18 protein-coding genes, 1 tRNA gene and 1 pseudogene are annotated in these 18,396 nt (G+C 40.0%); 10 read left to right on the forward strand and 10 right to left on the reverse strand.

The features are described from left to right. Positions 1-2 precede the first annotated feature (2 nt). On the forward strand, positions 3-692 hold the full coding sequence (locus tag QOL44_RS06790; protein ID WP_009059970.1) for a radical SAM protein: 690 nt from the start codon (positions 3-5) through the stop codon (positions 690-692). A gap of 35 nt (positions 693-727) precedes the next feature. Here the strand turns inward: QOL44_RS06790 and QOL44_RS06795 are convergent, their stop codons facing one another. The 5 genes from QOL44_RS06795 to QOL44_RS06815 form a co-directional block, all read right to left on the reverse strand. Then, on the reverse strand, positions 728-973 hold the full coding sequence (locus QOL44_RS06795; protein WP_045086596.1) for a hypothetical protein: 246 nt from the start codon (positions 971-973) through the stop codon (positions 728-730). 56 nt (positions 974-1,029) lie between these two features. Beyond that, on the reverse strand, positions 1,030-1,776 hold the full coding sequence (locus tag QOL44_RS06800) for a hypothetical protein (RefSeq protein ID WP_009059968.1): 747 nt from the start codon (positions 1,774-1,776) through the stop codon (positions 1,030-1,032). Positions 1,777-1,953: 177 nt separating this feature from the next. Then, positions 1,954-2,808 (reverse strand): PDZ domain-containing protein, encoded by an 855-nt coding sequence (locus QOL44_RS06805; protein WP_009059967.1) that lies wholly within the window; start codon positions 2,806-2,808, stop codon positions 1,954-1,956. Next, entirely contained in the window at positions 2,805-3,104 is a 300-nt protein-coding gene (locus QOL44_RS06810; protein WP_009059966.1) for a DUF167 domain-containing protein, read from the reverse strand. The genes QOL44_RS06805 and QOL44_RS06810 overlap by 4 nt, the downstream gene beginning before the upstream one ends. Before the next feature lie 29 nt (positions 3,105-3,133). Continuing rightward, on the reverse strand, positions 3,134-4,066 hold the full coding sequence (locus QOL44_RS06815; protein WP_009059964.1) for an aldo/keto reductase: 933 nt from the start codon (positions 4,064-4,066) through the stop codon (positions 3,134-3,136). 128 nt (positions 4,067-4,194) lie between these two features. Here QOL44_RS06815 and queD point away from each other — a divergent pair, with 128 nt between their 5' ends. The 3 genes from queD (at position 4,195) to QOL44_RS06830 (ending at position 6,213) form a co-directional block, all read left to right on the forward strand. Next, positions 4,195-4,557: a 6-carboxytetrahydropterin synthase QueD gene (queD, locus tag QOL44_RS06820; RefSeq protein ID WP_009059963.1), complete on the forward strand. Its 363-nt coding sequence runs from the start codon at positions 4,195-4,197 to the stop codon at positions 4,555-4,557. A gap of 39 nt (positions 4,558-4,596) precedes the next feature. Further along, positions 4,597-6,057, forward strand: a complete 1,461-nt coding sequence (gene lysS / locus QOL44_RS06825; RefSeq protein ID WP_009059962.1) for a lysine--tRNA ligase — start codon at positions 4,597-4,599, stop codon at positions 6,055-6,057. Positions 6,058-6,140: 83 nt separating this feature from the next. Beyond that, positions 6,141-6,213 (forward strand) — tRNA-Ala (locus tag QOL44_RS06830). Between the two features lie 4 nt (positions 6,214-6,217). On the opposite strand, the gene QOL44_RS06835 is transcribed toward QOL44_RS06830, so the two are convergent. From QOL44_RS06835 to QOL44_RS06850, 4 genes are all read right to left on the reverse strand, one after another. Then, complete coding sequence (locus QOL44_RS06835; RefSeq protein ID WP_009059960.1) at positions 6,218-6,793, reverse strand: hypothetical protein; 576 nt, start codon at positions 6,791-6,793, stop codon at positions 6,218-6,220. Positions 6,794-7,072: 279 nt separating this feature from the next. Further along, a complete protein-coding gene (locus QOL44_RS06840; protein WP_009059958.1) occupies positions 7,073-7,471 on the reverse strand; it encodes a DUF302 domain-containing protein in 399 nt (132 codons plus the stop codon). A 60-nt stretch (positions 7,472-7,531) separates the two neighbouring features. Next, a complete protein-coding gene (locus QOL44_RS06845) occupies positions 7,532-7,666 on the reverse strand; it encodes a hypothetical protein (RefSeq protein WP_009059957.1) in 135 nt (44 codons plus the stop codon). A gap of 130 nt (positions 7,667-7,796) precedes the next feature. Further along, positions 7,797-9,416, reverse strand: coding sequence for an IS1634 family transposase (locus QOL44_RS06850; protein WP_045086594.1), 1,620 nt, complete (start codon positions 9,414-9,416; stop codon positions 7,797-7,799). A gap of 831 nt (positions 9,417-10,247) precedes the next feature. Here QOL44_RS06850 and QOL44_RS06855 point away from each other — a divergent pair. The 3 genes from QOL44_RS06855 (at position 10,248) to QOL44_RS06865 (ending at position 13,351) form a co-directional block, all read left to right on the forward strand. Further along, positions 10,248-11,141: a class I SAM-dependent methyltransferase gene (locus QOL44_RS06855; protein ID WP_009059918.1), complete on the forward strand. Its 894-nt coding sequence runs from the start codon at positions 10,248-10,250 to the stop codon at positions 11,139-11,141. 897 nt (positions 11,142-12,038) lie between these two features. Further along, positions 12,039-12,722 carry a hypothetical protein gene (locus QOL44_RS06860; protein ID WP_009059914.1) on the forward strand — a complete coding sequence of 228 codons (684 nt, stop codon included), beginning with the start codon at positions 12,039-12,041 and terminating at the stop codon, positions 12,720-12,722. A gap of 263 nt (positions 12,723-12,985) precedes the next feature. Continuing rightward, a complete protein-coding gene (locus QOL44_RS06865) occupies positions 12,986-13,351 on the forward strand; it encodes a helix-turn-helix domain-containing protein (RefSeq protein ID WP_009059912.1) in 366 nt (121 codons plus the stop codon). 210 nt (positions 13,352-13,561) lie between these two features. Here the strand turns inward: QOL44_RS06865 and QOL44_RS06870 are convergent, their stop codons facing one another. Continuing rightward, a complete protein-coding gene (locus QOL44_RS06870; RefSeq protein ID WP_045086592.1) occupies positions 13,562-13,750 on the reverse strand; it encodes a hypothetical protein in 189 nt (62 codons plus the stop codon). Between the two features lie 82 nt (positions 13,751-13,832). On the opposite strand from QOL44_RS06870, the gene QOL44_RS06875 reads away from it, so the two are divergent. The 3 genes and pseudogenes from QOL44_RS06875 to QOL44_RS06885 all read left to right on the forward strand — a co-directional run bounded on the left by QOL44_RS06875 (position 13,833) and on the right by QOL44_RS06885 (position 18,395). Then, positions 13,833-14,075: a hypothetical protein gene (locus QOL44_RS06875; protein ID WP_134372973.1), complete on the forward strand. Its 243-nt coding sequence runs from the start codon at positions 13,833-13,835 to the stop codon at positions 14,073-14,075. Positions 14,076-14,197: 122 nt separating this feature from the next. Further along, positions 14,198-14,557 (forward strand): annotated as a pseudogene (locus QOL44_RS06880) (IS1634 family transposase); the annotation flags it as partial. A 3,247-nt stretch (positions 14,558-17,804) separates the two neighbouring features. After that, positions 17,805-18,395, forward strand: a complete 591-nt coding sequence (locus QOL44_RS06885; protein ID WP_009059784.1) for a LexA family protein — start codon at positions 17,805-17,807, stop codon at positions 18,393-18,395. Position 18,396: the final 1 nt, after the last annotated feature.

Raw genomic sequence — 18,396 nt, forward strand, 5'->3', positions numbered from 1 at the left:
GGATGGATGACATTACGTTCCTACCGAGGGAAGAGGTTTTTAAGCTGAAACTTGTGGTAAACGAATTGTTTTTAAGCATTCAGGGAGAAAGTACCTTTGCTGGCTACCCTTGTGCTTTTATAAGACTAACGGGATGTAATTTGAGATGCCGGTGGTGCGACACAACGTATGCTTTTTCAGAAGGCAAACTACTCCCTATTGAAGCCATCATCAATCAGATTCAAAAATTTAACATTCCACTTGTAGAAGTGACTGGAGGAGAGCCACTCCTTCAAAAAAACACTCTGCATCTGCTCCGCTTGCTCTGCGATCTTGGCTATCAAGTACTATTGGAAACCAGCGGCGCTTTGTCCATCCGCCAAGTAGATCCAAGGGTCCATCGGATAGTTGATTTGAAATGCCCATCAAGTGGAGAAAGCGAAAAGAACTTGCTAGCCAATCTTGATTGGCTTAGGGAAAAAGACGAACTGAAGTTTGTCATTGGGAATAACGAAGATTATCAATGGGCAAAGACCAAACTAAAAGAAGAAAAAGAACGGCTCACTAAAGTTAAAGCAATCACTTTTTCTCCTGTTTTCGGTGAACTAGAGCCAAGTATCCTCTCTGAATGGATTTTAGCCGATAGGTTAAATGTTAGACTAGGACTTCAAATCCATAAATACATATGGCATCCGGAAGCACGCGGAGTGTAATAAATAACTTCTTAATTGGCAGTCCCTCCAGCTCTTTAGAATCCAGCCCCTGGCATTCCTCCCATATACGAGCCAGCCTGTCCATTTTGTTGCCATGAAGGAGGGGTATTCCAAGGCATGGAAGTGACATTTTCCTGCTTCTGCTTCTTCTTTTTGGATTTAGAAGAATCCTGGCTAGCTTGTTGGGTAGTAGAATTTGAAGTTGATGCGCAGCCTCCCACAACGCTCATGATGACACACAGAGACAAGACCCAAAGTATATTCAACATTTTCGCTTTCATAACAAACCAGTTTTGCTTTTTTTAAAAAAGAAATCAAAAATATTTTTTTCTTTTTTCTAATTTAAAACATCATCTCCGGGCTGAATGTTTCCTTTAAGCGAATCCATTACAATATCAGCAACAGCTGTAGAAGGTTCTGTTGAAACAATCTTTATCTTTCCTAGAAATTGTTTGTTGCGGAAGACTTCAAGCTCTCCATTTTCAACTAATCCATCTTTTTCTCCAATATTCAATACGACGAAATTCCAATTCCGGTTGACAGAAACTACCTTACCATGAATACCAGTCCTCATGGAGACAGCTCGTGCAACCGCAGGAGAGGCCTGCTTGAACTTGTTTAATTCATTGGTCAGCCGAGCTATACTATCTTCCAAAGCAAGTTTTTCTTTGACTAAGTTTTCTATTTTTTCTGAGGCTTCCTGATTGGCTTTCTTTTCCTCTTCAAGCTTAGCTGTCAGAGCATCCAATTCGGATTTATGCTGATTGGCCATCGAAGAACTGCTCTCCGATTTCTGTTGGAGATCAGCAAGTTGACTTTGGGTTTCTTTAAGATCGTTATCAAGCTTTTGAGCCCTTTCCCTTTCCTGAGCAAGTTCAGCCTTGACCTCCTCTAAGTGTTTTGAAGTCCTCTCTAGCAAGACCTTCGATTCTTCTAGCTGTTCGCTCGTTTTTTTCAACTCTTCAGAGGTGCGTGCATATTCAGCCTTGAACTGATTTTTTTGTTTGACAATAAGAAGTCCAAAAACTGCCGATACAACCACGCCTACAAAAACAACAACGGATAAAAATCTACCGATAAACATGGAAAAATGATTGCCAAAGTTTAATTATAAAAAGATATGTTCTCTTTTTCGCATGTTTTCTCCTCTTCTAGAATGTGCACGCATTTTATGCCATGAATTCTGAAGAGTGTCAATAATGCAATTTCAATAGTAGTATCTGGTAGAAAAAAAATATTAATTTTTTAAACAGAAAAAATATCACTTTCTTTTTTTAACTGGCTCAGTCACAAAAGGTTCATCTAGAATGCTTCCTTGAAGCGATGGAGGCAGTGGTATAGACACAACCAACGGGTTGCTTTCCCCTTGTCTTGCCACAAGAAAACGGATCGATTTTTTAGCTCCAGTAAGCCCAAATTTCTCTTTTCTATATATAGACAAAAAATCAGAAAGACCGCCATTAATCCCTACATCGTTGATAGCCAGGATCTGATCCCCAGATTTCATGCCGTATTCGTAGCCTTTTCCACCCACTTCTAGAGCTACCACAAAGATCTTCGAATCGATCTGGGCAAGAATCATGCCTTCAGGAAAGCTAATCGGTTCATCCTTAAAAGACTTTTTGTCTTTTTCTTGAAAGATAATTCTTAAATCATCCGCATCAAGAAAATCAAAAGCCTGGCAAAACGCTAATCCCGTCTTCCATACTGTTTGGTGGATCATTTTCATCTCTTTTTCTTCAGGGCTATCCGTATGGAATGCTCCATCTGATTCTATGGCCGGAGTAGACCGAGAAGCGGCTGCAGCTAATCCCCCTTTTTCTCCGCCTTCTCCTTCAGCTGTTTGAGGGTTACCGGAAAGAAGATCCATCTGCGGCTTTACATAAATTACTCGTAGCAGAGCATCCGGAGGAATGATCGTGTACGCATTGATCACGAAGGGGTATTTTGGATGCACCCCCTCTTCATCTTCTATAAAAAGCTGGCAATCCTTCAGCTCTGGCGTAAATTTTAGTGGAGAGGAAACTAACGAAAAAGGAAAGACTAAAAAGAGAAGAAGAAAGGAGCAGGAAATTCTCTTTTGACTTAGAACAAAACATCTAAAACAAACACTCATCGTTCTTCTTCCTGTTTCTTAACCTTTGTTTTCAGGAGAAAGTCTTGCGGGCTATCTTTCTCTAACCATTCATTGATGACAATTGTTTTAAGCCTGCTTTTTTCTCCTTTTTCAATACGCAACAACCCCTTGGGTACTTCCAAGCGGTCAGAAAGAAAAGAAAGAAGCAGTTCATTCGCTTTCCCCTCCACAGGTGGAGCCGAAAGTTTGATTTTAATCGCTTCTCCATGCATGCCAACCAGCTCAGTTTTTTTTGCGTTGGCTAACACTTTAATCAACAGTCGTGCCGAAGCCATAAAAAGACGCCTCTCTCTCTTCTCCTCTCTTATCCTTGCGCAAGCCAGGGGCTTGCTGAGTTTTGTTCGGCTTTCCGAAAAGCCTCTTTTACTTTCTGGAGTATAGACTCCTCCAGAGGGCCTTCCTGTAACGTTTCGATATTCTCAAAGAGATGCTCTAGCTTTGTTGTACCAACAATAACCGAATGCACTTCCGGAAAAGAAAGTACAAAACTTAAGAAAAACTTGGGCCAATCCTTTTTTTCTATGCCAAAATCTTCCGGTTTTAGCTGCATTTGCTCAAACCGTTTCCTGTATTCAGCTCCATACTCCTTAGCATAGGAAGGGCTCAATTCCGTAGGATCTTTCCAGGGACAATTGGCCAAGGGTCTTTTTGCTAAAACACCCACATTTTTAGCTTTAGCTTCCAGTAAAACTTTTTCGAGATTCTTCTGATCGGTCACATTCAAACTCATCTCTAATACATCTATTTCAGGAAGGCTCAACGCGTAGATGGCCTCCTCATTGTCTCCAGAATAACCAATAAACCTTATTTTCCCTTTTTCTTTGGCTACGATTAAAGCTTCCAGAGCTTCTCCTTGCTCCAGAATTTCTTTTGAACAAGTATGCAGAAGCATAATGTCGATATGATCGGTACGCAGTTTTTTTAAAGACTGATCCACTGAAGCCGCAATTTTTTCTTTAGACCAAGGGGGTAAAAACTCTTTGCCTTCCACCTCGCCATAGCCACACTTTGTGACAAGGATAAAATCTCTTCTTCGATGAGCAACCGTTTTGCCAATCAGCTCTTCAGATTGTTCATAGCCTCGGGCCGTATCGATGAGATTGATACCATGATCCAAAGCAAAGAGCAGCAACTCAGAAACGGCTGCTGTTTGCATATGTTCCAAGCCTATTTCAGCGGTTCCAATTCCTAGCCTTGAAACTTTGAAACCTGTTTTGCCAAGAACTGTATATTCCATAGACGTTTCTTTTTGAACTCCACCCGTTTATAGATACACTTTGCACAAAAAGCTTTTAAAAATCGATTACTTTCTATTTTATTGATTGTTTGCGCATTTGTCCAAAATGAACCAAGCATAAAATTTGCATGCAAGTAATATTATCTAAAGATTTTGATTTTGAAGCCGCTCAGGCTTTACCTTCTTTTCCCGAAGGCCACAAATGCCGTAGGGTTCATGGCCATAGCTTTAAGCTTACTGTGGCCGTACGAGGAGAAGTCGACCCTATTCGAGGCATCCTGTATGATCATGCCAAAATTTCCGAGGCTGTTATTCCTTTGATCGAGCAGCTCGATCACAGCTATTTAAATGATATTGAAGGACTCCAAAATCCAACCATAGAAAATATGGCTGGCTGGTTTTGGAAAAAGCTTCAGGATAAATTGCCTGGACTTTATGAGATCACCGTTCAGGAAACAGCCAGAACACGGTGCATATACAGAGGAGAATAGATTGTAGAAGAACTTTTCAGAAAAGAGGAATTAACCATTATGTCTTTAACTCAAGAATCAGAACTTCTAAGACTGCGGAAGGAAAAACTGAACTATTGGAAATCCCAAGCAATCGATCCATTCGGAGGGCCTTATCCCGACACCCAACCTATTGAAGCAATTATTACTACTTTCGTCGAAAACGTGTCCGTTCGGATCGCTGGCCGCATCCTCTCCATCAGGGATATGGGGAAAAGCTTTTTTGCCCATATGCAGGATCAAAGTGCAAAAATGCAGATTTATGCCAATCCGCAATCGGTTGGCCAAGAAGCATTCAATCAGCTAAAACATTTGGACATCGGAGATATTATTGGAGTAGAAGGAGAGTGTTTTCTTACAAAAACAAAGGAAAAGACCGTCAGAGTTAAAAGCTGGCAGCTTCTTTCAAAGTCGCTACGTCCTCTCCCATCAAAGTGGCATGGGCTGCATGATGTTGAAGCCAGGTACCGACAAAGATATCTGGATTTAATAATGAATCCTGAAGTCAAAAAAGTGTTCTTTAATCGTAGCCAGATCATTAAAGAAATCCGTCATTTCCTTCACCAAAAAGGCTTTATAGAAGTCGAAACCCCTATGATGCAAACAGTAGCCGGAGGGGCAGCAGCCAATCCATTCAAAACTTTTCACGAGGCCCTTGGTATTCCCCTTTATTTAAGAATCGCACCTGAGCTTTATCTGAAAAGACTTTTAGTCGGAGGATTCGAAAAAGTATTCGAACTAAACCGGAATTTTCGGAACGAGGGCATTTCTAGAAAACACAATCCTGAGTTTACGATGCTAGAGGCGTATTGTGCATATGGAGATTACCGCTCGATGGCAAAGCTGCTCGAAGAGCTGATTGTACACGTGGCCCAATGCGTCTTTGGTACCTTGCAGTTTCCAGCCTCTAAGCACTTAGCAGAAAACAAAATGGTAGATCTGACCCCTCCGTGGCCACAAAAACCGTTCAGAGAGGTTCTTAATGAAGCCATTGGCAAAGATTGGTTTGCTTTAGATGAGGCAGAAAAGAGAAAGGTTGCTATGGAGTTTGAGATCGAAGTCGAAGAAGAATTTACAGAAAGTGATATTGCTAGACATCTTTTTGAAAAACTAGTCGAAGCTCGAACAATCGGCCCACTTTTTGTTACAGAACTGCCTACAGATCTAGTACCACTAGCCAAACAAAATAAGGTGAAGGCAGAGTTCGTTGATGTCTTTGAGTTGATCGTCAACGGTCAAGAACTGGCTCCAGGCTATAGCGAACTAAATGATCCAATTGTGCAGAGAGAACGACTTGAAAAACAGGCGGGAGAAGAAAAGCAGAAAATTGATGAAGAATTTCTTCTGGCCTTAGAGTACGGTATGCCTCCCGCAGGAGGAATCGGAATGGGGATCGATCGATTGACTATGCTTTTAACCGGTCAAGAATCAATTCGTGATGTCATTCTTTTTCCACTCCTTCGACCAAAAGAGGAAAAATAAGAATCAGGTTGCTTCTACTTTAACTGTTCTATTTTGCTTGCATTTTTCACTAATGACAAGATTGTATTGAATATATAGAAAGAGGGGGTTTAGCTCAGTTGGTAGAGCGTCTCGTTCGCAATGAGAAGGTCAGGGGTTCGAATCCCCTAACCTCCAGAGTTTAACGTCTTATAGCCCTATCCAGGCGAAATAAAGAGAAACTTAAAACCATGGCTACACTCGTGGCCCATAGCAAAATACCCATTTTGCTTTCCACAAAGTAATAATTCCAAGGTTTTATTGCTACCGTAATGGGAAAATCAAAAGCGAGCTGATTGTTTGTTGCCTTATCCTTTAGAATCACTTCCAACCGGTACCTGCCTTTCCCTAAATAAACAGGCATAGAGATGGTACCACTCGGACAGGACTGAAAGGCCAGTGACTTCAGCAGCTTGTTATTCTCCGAAAAGAGCTTCACAGCAACTAAAGCCGTTCTTGCCTTATCACTGATTAAGTCAACAACAATAGTGGCTTGACCTGAATCAGGCACATTATCACAGAAGGTTTGGCCCTGATAAATGGATTTTTGCGTATAAAGATCCATATGCACCGAATACCCTTCTTTTTCCATTACAGGACATTTAAAACGGCCCGCGTTTTTATTGCACACATGCCCACAATCAGCAAAAGAAGGAGAAGTTAACCCAAAGATCCATCCGAAAATCCATATGAGAAAAGGATAAAAGAATAGCCTCATGTTGTCATAAGAAGTATTTGATGTAATGACGTTTTTAGTTTTCTACAATCCACTCGTAAAGAAAAAAATTGATTTTATAAAAATATTTTTATAATCTGTTGATGATTAAAGAGCTAGTTAAGCTTACCTATTAGGGATTGAAACTAAGTTTTGCGAATTCCGTTGATAACAAACTGTTCGTCAGTGTTAAACCTACCTATGAGGGAGTATACTGGTAAACAGTTAAACCGTGAATTTTTCTAGGTCTACAAATTAATTTACCTTCCTCATTTTCATAGTTCACATATTTTGGATTAGCGCAATAATCCGTTCGTCAAAGGCTTCAGCCTTAGGAATCATGTCCGTAAGTTTATGATATTGACAAAGGTGAGATAGGCGATGAAAAAACACATCAACGGTTTTATCAAGATTTTGGCGAATAAGAAGTTTACTAGGCAAATCGATGGCAAGGGTGGAAGATTGGAGCATTAGTTCTGTTCCCGCTAAAGGATTCCCAAAGACAATGACAACAGTCGGTGGTAGTTCTAAACCCACCTCTTTTGCAGCTTGACTATGATCATACGTGGCAAAAAGCCAAAAACCTTCAGTCATCAATGCGCTTTTCAACCGTAAAATTGTATCTAAAAATTTATACGGTGAAGAATATCGTACTATTCCTTCAGGCAAGGATTCAGGCATACCTTCTCCATCTATTTATTAGAATTTCGAAAATTATTGGTAGCCATGTATAATGCACTCTTAATCTAATTCTGTGGATATTGTCAAATCCGAAGCCGTCACGAAATAACTACCAAACCTTTCTTTATCTTTTGTTTCTTTTATTTCTGATACATTCAGTCTGAACCAGTAAAAAGTTCCATACTCAATAACCATCCTGGCTTTTTTCGATTTGTTCTCTTTCTTTCAACATCCGTAAAGACAAGGATAGAATAATGCTAGCCCATCTTCCGCAACGTTGCGTCATAAGTGATTGCAACAGAACGAAATAGATTTTTCGTTCTGCCTACATTGCCCACTTGGGCGGAGAAGCGAAGAGGGAGAGTAGATCGATCTTTTGAAGCAAGGCATTCAACTCGGGAGGAATCTGAGAGAAGAGCCCAATCAGCGGTTGTCCTTTTAGAGAGAGGTTGACCAAGCGGATCGTCTGAAGACGCCGAAGCACCTTGGGCACCTCTTCGGTAAAGCCCTTGGCCACCCATTCGGCTCCGAGCCGCGCACTTATCCAGAAGGCAAGGAAGCAGATCCTTACATGGTTGCGGACCCGGTCCGGTCGCCAGTGATAGACGGGACGGACTTCCAGGTAGCTCTTGAGCTCCGAGAAAGCGGCTTCGACCACAGCTAGCTGCTTATAGTGGGTGAGCACCGCCTGGCCCGAAGCCTTGGTCGCCGGGAGATTGGTCTCCAAGAGATACCAGCCGTCAGTCGCCTCTTCTTCCTTGACCCGCTCCTGATCCAGTTTCCACCAGAACCGGCCGCTTGCGTCGACGCCGTACTGGAAGTATTTGTGCGCTTGAAGCCTCTGCAGCGCTCGGCCAACCCGGCTGCCGAGATTCACGGGATTCACCTGCCGGCGTGCCGCCTTCGTGATCTGGCAGAGCACCTCTTCTGCTTGGGCAATGCGGCTTTGCCTCCGTTCGCGGTCCCGCTGAGCCCGCCACTCTCCTCCCGCAATGACATAGCGCACTCCCTCCTGTTCAATCTCCAGTACCCGCGTCCGGTCCGTTAGCCAAAGCTGCCGGTCTTCAGGCAGACGACTGAGAATCTCCAAAAGCTTGGCCCGAGTCGACCGGGTCACGTACTCCAGCTCCATGCCAGTCAGGATCTCCAAGTTCCACCAACTCCTCATCCCCCCGTCGAAGACGAAGGTCGCCTCTTGGATCCCAAACCTCCGTCTGAGCGTGACCAAGAGCCCCGTCAAGGTCGTGCGGTCCGCCCGATTCCCTCTCAGCACTTCCACATGGAACGGAATCCCCCGACCATCCGTAGCCACCGCCAGAAGAACTTGGCGCCGATCCTGCCGGTGATCCCGGCTATAGCCATATTGCGCTAGTCCCTCAGGGCCCTCCCCTTCGAAGTAAACACTCGAAATATCGTAGAGCACCAGGCTCGCCCCCTGCGGCTGACTTCCTTGGTAAAGCTTCTTCTCAATCCCACTCCAACAGCCGTTCAACTCATCCATCGCCCGGTAGAGCTCGTCTTCATCCAGATCCTTCTCCTCAAGCCCACAAGCCTTAGCCAGAAGAGTCCCCCGCGCTTCCTCCCGAAGGGCCAGCTTCGAGGAAGGAAAGAGAATCCGGCCAAAAATCATCGCCTTCAAAAGCCTTCGTTTCCGCTCCGAGCCAACATTGGCAAAGACTTCATCGAGGCCAAAGCGACCCCAGGCTTCTTCGAGAACGGCCAATCCGCCGTAATCAAGTGCCTCCTGCACTTCGAGCCCCTCTACAGGGACAAGACGCTTCTTTTGCAAGGCCGCCGCTAGCACTTCTCGAGCCTCTTCCGGCAACCGGGTCACGTTGGCAATCCGGCGTGTCTTCACCTGCTTCCCCACCCGGTAGGACTCTCGGACAATATAGGATCGATAGATCTTCCCTTTGTGGCGGGTGCGGACCTCCTGCAAGTACATGCCTACCTAACTAACATATTTTCTACACGATGCCAACATAATAATAAAAGATAAATAAATTATTGAGGCCTACACAAATATACATAAGTCATTGATACATCAACAAAATGGTCAAAAACTTGCGGAAGATGGGCTAGCAACTCCATCATATCCTAAACCTGGCCATTTTGATCTCTCCAGAATAGGAGACTACCACCATCCAACATTTCTGAACCGCTAAAGCCGCTTCCAGATTCTAGAACTTAAGCTCATCTACAAACACCATTGCCCCACATCAATGGCCTTAAAATCTGGACTCAATAACAGGAGCAGAAGCTTCGACTTGGGGGTCATGTAGTTCGGAATTGAACTTGGTAATGAGTTTCAAAACTGCCAAAACCCAATAGATCGCATGTTTCACAAGTCTAGCAATTAGCAATCCATTTCCACTCTCGAAGTGGCTTGGATACGCGGCGATGTATGGTCCAAAGCACTTAAGTTTTCCTCTGACTCCTCAAATAAGGACTTACTGAGACATCTATTCGAAGAGAACTGGTAGTGTCGTGTCTTCTCCAGCCAATTTGTTTTAGGTCAATTTTTAACCATTCTTTCTTAAGCAATACCTTAAACAGAGGATAGAAGTTGGGAAAAAAATCTTTCTATTTATCTTCATTTTCATAAGAAAAATGACATGGATAAAAAATGACAGATCCAATAATGCAGTAGATATGACTTCTTTTAAAGAAGTTTGTTAAAAAGGAAGAAGAAGCAAAGAATAAACCTTTTTTGACTTCTTTATTTCAAGTAAACTCTTTAAGAGTTTATTAATTGAAAAGATAAAATATCCCTTCGGTGCAAAAAAAAGCTTTTTTCTTTTTTATCGTACTTATTTTATTAATCAACCTAACCCCAGATTTCTTTGGTGCTACAGTTGATGTATCTCGTGATTCTCCTGCTCTTGCTTTATCTTACCAACGGCTAAGCCAACCGCAATTTCAGCAAGGTAAAAAATTGATCCATTTATTAAAGATTAAAGCCGGAGAGAAAGTATTAGACATTGGATGTGGTTCTGGAGAATTAACCGCATATACAGCCCAGTTTGTTAAGCCAAAAGGATGGGTGCTCGGGATAGATCCCTCACCGTATCGAATCGAATTAGCAAACCAAAAAAGGAATAAAAATCTTTCCTTTAGGATTGGTGGTTCAGATGATTTATCCAGTCTTCCCTCCAATTTCTATGATGTCGTTTATCTCAATTATGTCTTCCACTGGATATTTGATAAAAATCGGGCATTAGAAGAAATTTTTCGGATTCTTAAGCCTGGAGGTAGATTAGGCTTATGTTCTGGAGATAAGGAACAACATTCTAAAAATTTCAAAATTCTTAGTGAATCAATTCAAGCAGTGCTTGGTTCAACGGCATCCAAAGACCTTGTCGTGCCTTATCATATAAATAAGGAAGAACTCCATAATTTAGTCATCAAAAGTGGCTTTATCATCGACTCCCTAATGGTTGAGGAGAAAACCAATTATGTAAAATCTCCAAAAGAAGTTATCGAATTTCTGGAAGCAAGCGATTTCGGCAATTTTTTAGCTGGAATTACTGAAGAGAAAAGACAGCGAATTTTGTCTTTGTTTAAACAGAAGCTATCAGCAACAATGACTTCTCAGGGAATACCAATGAAATATAGAACACTCATTCTAATTGGACATAAGCCTAAAACAGTTGCCTTAAAAGTTTTTTAAAAAAAGATTTAAAGAGCCAATAACTTTTGTAAGAGTCAACCATATTCTTGAAAAGACATATCTTACTCATGAAATAGATGAATGTTTTTCTATTTAGCCGTGCCATCAAAGATGCCATAAAGATAGGCATTAAATCCGACGGGTTTTTAGGTTTTAAAATCCCTTCTTAGTTAGCTTCCTTTAATAATAATCCGATAATCCCTCTTGATCCTTCTTGCTTTTGAAGGGAAGAAAATCAGTCTCTTTAAAATCAATTAAAAGCCTACCCTTCTTTGGATATTTAAGAAAATGGTTCCAATAAGGAATGGGATTTTTTAAAATCAGCTTTTCACATTTTCATCAGGAAAAGGGATGGGAACAATCATCGGTTAGATCATCTTCAACAAATAATGGTCTTGCTTGCCACATGAAAAATAACTTCTCTCCATTTGTCCTTGCTTTTCTGATGCATATTCGATTTCTCTTTCATTATCTCCTAGAATCAATAGTTTTTCATCTTATTGGAATCAACTAAAAATGCGATTTTGATGATTGCATGGAATGGTCCTGTCTTTCATCTCATAAATTGCCTTTCTTAGAGTTCATTCTAGAAATATATATTAAAAAAATTACAAAATTTTATTGTACTCAATACACTAAAACCCAATGTCCTTATTTTCAAGCACTTTCAGAGTATATTAGATCATTAGAACCTTTTTATAAAGCGAAATTAGCAGATTGTTATTTTTAATTAGATAAAAACATCATCTTGCTCGTAGTGCAATGGAATTTTTTACAATTGCACAATAAGCAATCAGTAGAAGTTGATTTTATAATCCATGGTTCTACAAAATACTCATATGCATACTGATTAGATTAAGTGTGTTAAAAAAATGAAATATTAAAAGGAGAATAAGCATGGATATATATAGAATATATGTAGTAAACAATGGAGCGGATGCACAGAATTTTTGGTGCTTTCTAGCTCCTCCACAGGAACTTGTCAATGATCAACGCGTTTTTGCTAATTCTAATGTGAGATTGAGGATTAGAAATAACGCAAATGGCCATAACTATTTTGAAGTCCCTGTTCAATATGTTATAGGAGCAGGAGCGAGTAATAACGCTGTTGGTCTTGGAGTCAAGATCGTATCAAATGTTGTAGAAGACGCCAACATTGGTGAAATGTGGGAAGCAAATTATTCAACCGTACCTCCTAATGAAGGGCCGACGTTGACAAAATTGCCAAAAGTTTCTCCAGGCAATACGATTTCCATTGTGTCTAACAGGTTCGATAAAGTCAAGAATCAAGACAATGATTGGTTTAGCAACCAATCTTTTGGGATAAAGACAACATCGGGATTTATGGGAATGACTTGGTCTCCTGAACCTCAAGAAACAAGAATATTGACTCCAAAATTGCGGTTCTACATAAGCATCGGTGAATATGGAAGTAATGTACTCGCAAATTGGGATCAGTTCACCAATCGGGCTGCAGTCGTACATGTACCTACTTCATTCGCATTTGAAAAGTGCACCGTGATTTATACCTCAACGGGGGATTGGAAAGTAATAAAAGGAGAGCCAGAATCAGTAGCGTGATTTATAATGATTATTGGGATGAAATTCAAATCAACTCATAAATCATTATAATGATTGTGGAGATTGATTATTCTTAATTGAAAGAGAAGGCAAATCGTAACAATAGAAATTTGCCTTCTCTTTCTATGTGATTAAAAGATAAGGAGCTGTCTGATCTTAAATTTAATAAAAAAATTAAAGACAATGGATAAATAATATGAGAATATAATCATAACTTATTAAATATCAAATACATGCATATAATCACAATGTTTTCATAATGCATGAAAACATACAAGAATCATGATCCAAATAGAGGAAAGAGAATCAAAGAAGCATTAAGCGCTCGATTATGTAATAAACAGCTCGCTCTAGCTAAAGAACTAGGAATACACGAATGCACAATATGTCGGTGGCAACAGGGAAAAAGTATTTCTTTAAAACATGCTGCACTGTTATGCGAAAAATTAGACATTTCTATGGATTGGTTAATACTTGGCAGAGGAGAAATGAATTTTCACCACAACGGCAAGAACGGTTATAACTTCCAGAAGGTTGACTTAAAGGACGTTGATGAGTTTCGTAAATTGCCAGAAGACATTTATCAGGCTTTGATGAGCCTATTAAAAGAAATAGCTAAAAGACTATAAGTGGAGTTAGAACTTATTGATGTAGCCCAAATCCAATATCGATTGTCTGATGAGGGAAAAAAACAAGCTACTAGTAAAGGATGGTTTTAGAAGGAAAACAAAAAACAGAATTTTGATCCTATTCTTCTATTCCATAGAATCCCTACGATTAAATGCATTCAAGGCTATTTGGCCAGATATCATCAAATTGAAAAAAAACTATCATTACTATTAAGAGAGTAAGGGGATCGATTCGATCAGAAAAGACCCTAAAAAGACATCTTTTTTTTCTTTGATAACAAAGCGATCGATGCAACTTTTTTGTTGCACATTTGAAGAAACAGTTAGCCCATGTTTGGTGAAAATGGGATGATTTTGGGGGTGCTCCAGAGGAGAGGAAGCGATTTTTGCAAAAAACATAGTGCTACACTATGAATAACTTTTCTTAAGTTATTGATCGATTAAACTTGCATGTGTTGGCGTTTCGAAATAATGTCTCTTCATGTTTTTGCGGATTGTGCCGATTCGGCGACCAAGCGGGAAGGTGGTCCACTATGTTCAGCTGGTGGAGAGCTACTACGATCGAGGGAAGATTAAGCAGCGGACGATTGCCAATCTTGAGCGGTGGGAGCTTTTGGCTCCGCATGTGGACCGGCTCGTGGAGCTTTTAAAAGGGGAGCAGCGGAAGATAACTGAGAGGAATAAGATAGTATCAGCGGTGGTTTGGGAATTCTTCCTGCCTTGAGAATTGGCTGCTTTGAGCCTTGGAAACCCAAAAAAAGAACCTCTAAAACCCCCACATAGTGACACATTGAAAAATAGTCTATTGATAATCAATAACTTACGAAATTTTCACCAAACATGGGCTATAAGGAGCTTAGCCAAGTGGAATGGGTCTTTCGGAAGCTAAAGGATGTCCTAGAGACGCGTCCGATCTATCACCATGATCCGAGAGCCGTCCCAGGCCCATGTCTTTGTTGTTGCCTTGGCCTTCTTGCTCGACCGACTCTTGGAGAAAAAGCTAAAGCTAGCCAAGCTCCCCTTTTCCACCGAAGAGGCCTTGACTCACCTCCTACCGTCCACGTCGTCGAGGCAGATGTTGGAGGCACCAAACACCGCGGGGTCACGGCAGGAAACCGACAGGCGCGTCAGATCCTTTCCGCCCTGAAAATCAGCTCCTTAGAGCCTTGGAAATCCAAAAAAAGAACCTCTAAAACTCCCACATAGTGACACATTGAAAAAAGGACCATTGATAATCAATAACTTACGAAATTTTCACCAAACATGGGCTAAACTAAAGCAGAAGTAAGATCTCCTTCTATTCGAGGAAAACTCAGAGGGTGGTTTTGGGTTCTTAGTGGAATTAAAACAGAAGAAAGAGAAGTTTTTGGAGGAATCACAAAGGAGGAGCCTTTGAGCAGTTCTTTTCTTCTTCAACCTATTCTTCCTCAATCAATTACGATAGAGAAGGATAAAAATGACTGACATAAGTATACTCAGTATATTTGGTATTTTATCGAACTTCCAATCGACGGAATGCAGCTATTCCTCCTGGAACAAAGCTCGAATCGAAATTTTATGGAGAAAGAATCTTCCGAAGGATTTGTATAACAAATTTCAGAAGGCAATCGAAGCTTTTTTCTTTTTGGTCTAATTGGCTTTCGATCAACGCGTTGCGCCAGTGCCTTTCCTCCACAATGTTTGTCACAAAGCAAAAAGCAACCCCAAAATCTCAAAGGGTGTCGAAAGATCTTGAAGACATATGATGGTTTTGGGGATTTTGTCATAAATCATTTATAACGTGCAAATGTCTTGTAACGGCTCAAAAAACCTTAAAAAGTAAATTTAGAAAAGAATATCTTGCAAAAAAGAATAGTTCTCATCTAGGTTCAGCTGATCCTAGACAAGCAAGCGTTATTTGCTTTAGACCTATCTTAATCCAGAATCAGTATCATCTTTTACTTTTCGAAGTACCACATGATAAGATTCTAAATGAAAAAATAAACAAGGAATATCCAAAATTTATATTAAAAAATTATATCGACGAGAAAAATCGCATCCTTTGTCAATGAGTATTCCTTCAGTGGCTAAACTCAATAGCAATCCATCCTCGTTCAGTAAGAAAGCCTTCTCACCTCTTTCTTTTTATCAAAGAATTTTGAGAACTATCTAGAATATTCGAATTCCTCCAAAGGAAACGAAGTATGCACTGCTGATAAATAAAGATCCTTATGCACCTATGCAAAGAAAGGTTTATTAAAAGAAATTTCTATTCAGAGATCTGCCTATTATCTTTTGATTCAGAAGATGAAGCTTTATGTAGGATCACTATTAAGACTATATTTGAGCATTCTACAAGAATATAGCAAAGTGAGAATACCAAGGATTCACAGATTGTAGCAAAGATAAAAGTTGGAATGATGCAGAACAACTGCTATAATGTTGACAATTCCGACTTGTCTTTTGGAGAATACAAGTAATTGAATGGAATAGAGAAATAGAAGATGAAATTTGGAAATTTCATCCGAACAAGCCATGCTTGTGTTCATTTGAAACGTGTGATTTGAGAATAAATGCCTTAAAAAAAGACATGCAAGTATGTCTAAAAAGAAGAGATTAATCTTTTTCATTATAAAGGTATTTGTATGAAAATAATTTCTTTTTCCTTATCGTTGTGCATTCTTTTTTATCTTTAATCTTAAATCCTCTCAAAGCTCATTTTTTAAAAGGAACAACTAATAATACATCCAGTTTATTCTCTCCCTCATCTGGACCAACTTTCACTAATGGCTTAACAACTGGAAATTCTTATTTCTTTAATTCCCCTCTTTTTCAACGGAATCTTCCACATAGATCAATCCCAGAAATAGTTCTGGATACTTTAAAGAAAATAATGATAGTCATTATTATAGGCAACGATTCATTACTCCTCGATTTAATCGGCCTATCACCTATTTAAATCTTATTCCTGGCACGATAGAGAGGACTCCTTCAACTTATCCTCAAGTTCAGATGATGATGATGGATTTTTGGAAAATGATGATAAAGAAGAATGAAATTTACTAACTTCCCTTACTGCAGCTTTAAGAATTATTCTCTCTTTTCTGTAATACGCATAAAAGAACCGTTGGTAATCTTCTATAGATAATTTCACTAACGTCATCTATTGCCTTTTAGGAAATCAAGGTGTTGTATCAAGCCCTTAAACTCAATTTAGAGACGAAGCTAAAAGGCACTTGAGATGACTTGGTTATTTTCCTTCGTCAGCCAAACAAATAAATAATCAGGACTAGAAACGACTTCAAAAGACAAATCGAAGCATCTTTTGAAAGTGTCTAGATGCAAAGAACATTGACGAGGAAGGCAAGGATGTAGAGCGCTTTCAGGATCAATGTGGCTCATAAGATCAATAAATACATGAATACCCTTTTCTAATCTCTATTATAACCCAGCCTAAAAAATTATGAAAATGATTCGTTACTAAGCATTAATAGCTTACACAAATTCAAGTTTTAGAACAAAAGTGCAGATGAAAGAAACAGTCCTGCAGATTTCCATTCGAGGATTATATGCTAGTAATTCGAAACAATTATTCTTTTTTTGATCTCATATCCAAGATTCATGTTTTTCCTGAAAAACGAGACAAGTATGAATATCGATACTCTTCGGCAGAATAAAAACCATGGACTTTATAAGGCATGTTTATGGGTTTTTTAATCATTCCTACTTTAAAAACACTTTGTATAAAAACATTCTTCGCAGTATTCGTATTGTATTCATCAATTTGTTTAGATCTTGAATTTCATTAACACCATCGCATTGGTTGTACCATTCCCTTAGTTTATCAAGACCTGTGACGATAGTAACTATGTCGAATTCCATTTCTTCAGCTGCAAGATTCTTACTGACCTCCCATGACCAATTTCTAAGTTTTGTTTCACATCATTTCGAAAAATGGACATAGTACGGCTGACTTATAATCGTGTGTTCTACAGACTCTTTGGGTAAGATGCACTTACAAGCTCCTCATGTTTCCGTACGAAAGCCACTAACTCAGTTCAATTCAAGGAAATCTTTTTCTTTTACTACGTTGGTTTTTAAGACCTACAGTCAGCAAAAACCGTTTTGATTTTTTAATTAAGTAGTCCTCCATCATAATCAACTTGATCAATATTTTTGCCCTCACATTTTTGAAATTGCATTCATATCACTAGCTTTTCCTCAGGTCTTCTAAGCTCTGGTATTCCTTAAGGTTGAGCTGAGCTGTGTATGGTAAGATTTTTCTCTGCTTCAAATAGCCCAATCAATAATTTCAGACTACTAATCAGCCAACTTCATCAATAGTGTTGGGAACTTTATCGGTCTAATCAAACGAACATCATACTGCACCACTTAGCCACTTTAAAGGAGGTTTGAAATTCGTCTCTTTTCTCTTCTTCGTTTAAGAAGTTCGTTTTATATTTTTTTATTCCTTATGAAAGAAAAACTTGAAGATCGCGATTTGGAAAGGAACGAGCTTTGTGACAAGCAGCTTGAAGCTTTCCCCACTGCCAAGCTTTCTTCTTATCCTCTTGAAGGGCTATCGACTGAGAATCAACCAGCCTTGGCTTTCCTATCGGAAGAAAAAGTCGCTGTGTTTTACAGATTAAAAAAAGAAGAAAGGCCTTGGGAATATCCTCTTTATGGTAGCCTGGTTGCTGCCGGCTTTCCCAATCCGGGTGACGATTATCTAGAAAAAAGTTTGAGTCTAGACGAACTTCTGGTTAAAAGGCCCTCGTCCACTTTTTTTGTCAGAACCAGCGGACACTCGATGGAAGGAGAAGGAATTCGAAACGGCGACATTCTGGTAGTCGACAGAGCTGAAACACCGAAAAACGGATCGATTGTGGTAGCAGCTATCAATGGAGAGCTAGCAGTTAAAAAGCTGCGGATAGAAGGAGGTAGAGCTTGGCTACTATCGGTGCCGCACCATCGAGAAAGCAAAACTTTTTCTATGGAAATAAAAGAGGAAATAGAGTTAGTGATCTGGGGAGTGGTTACCGCCGTCATTCACAAGGTTGGTTAGC

It is taken from the genome of Candidatus Methylacidiphilum fumarolicum (assembly GCF_949774925.1).
Classification (GTDB): domain Bacteria; phylum Verrucomicrobiota; class Verrucomicrobiia; order Methylacidiphilales; family Methylacidiphilaceae; genus Methylacidiphilum; species Methylacidiphilum fumarolicum.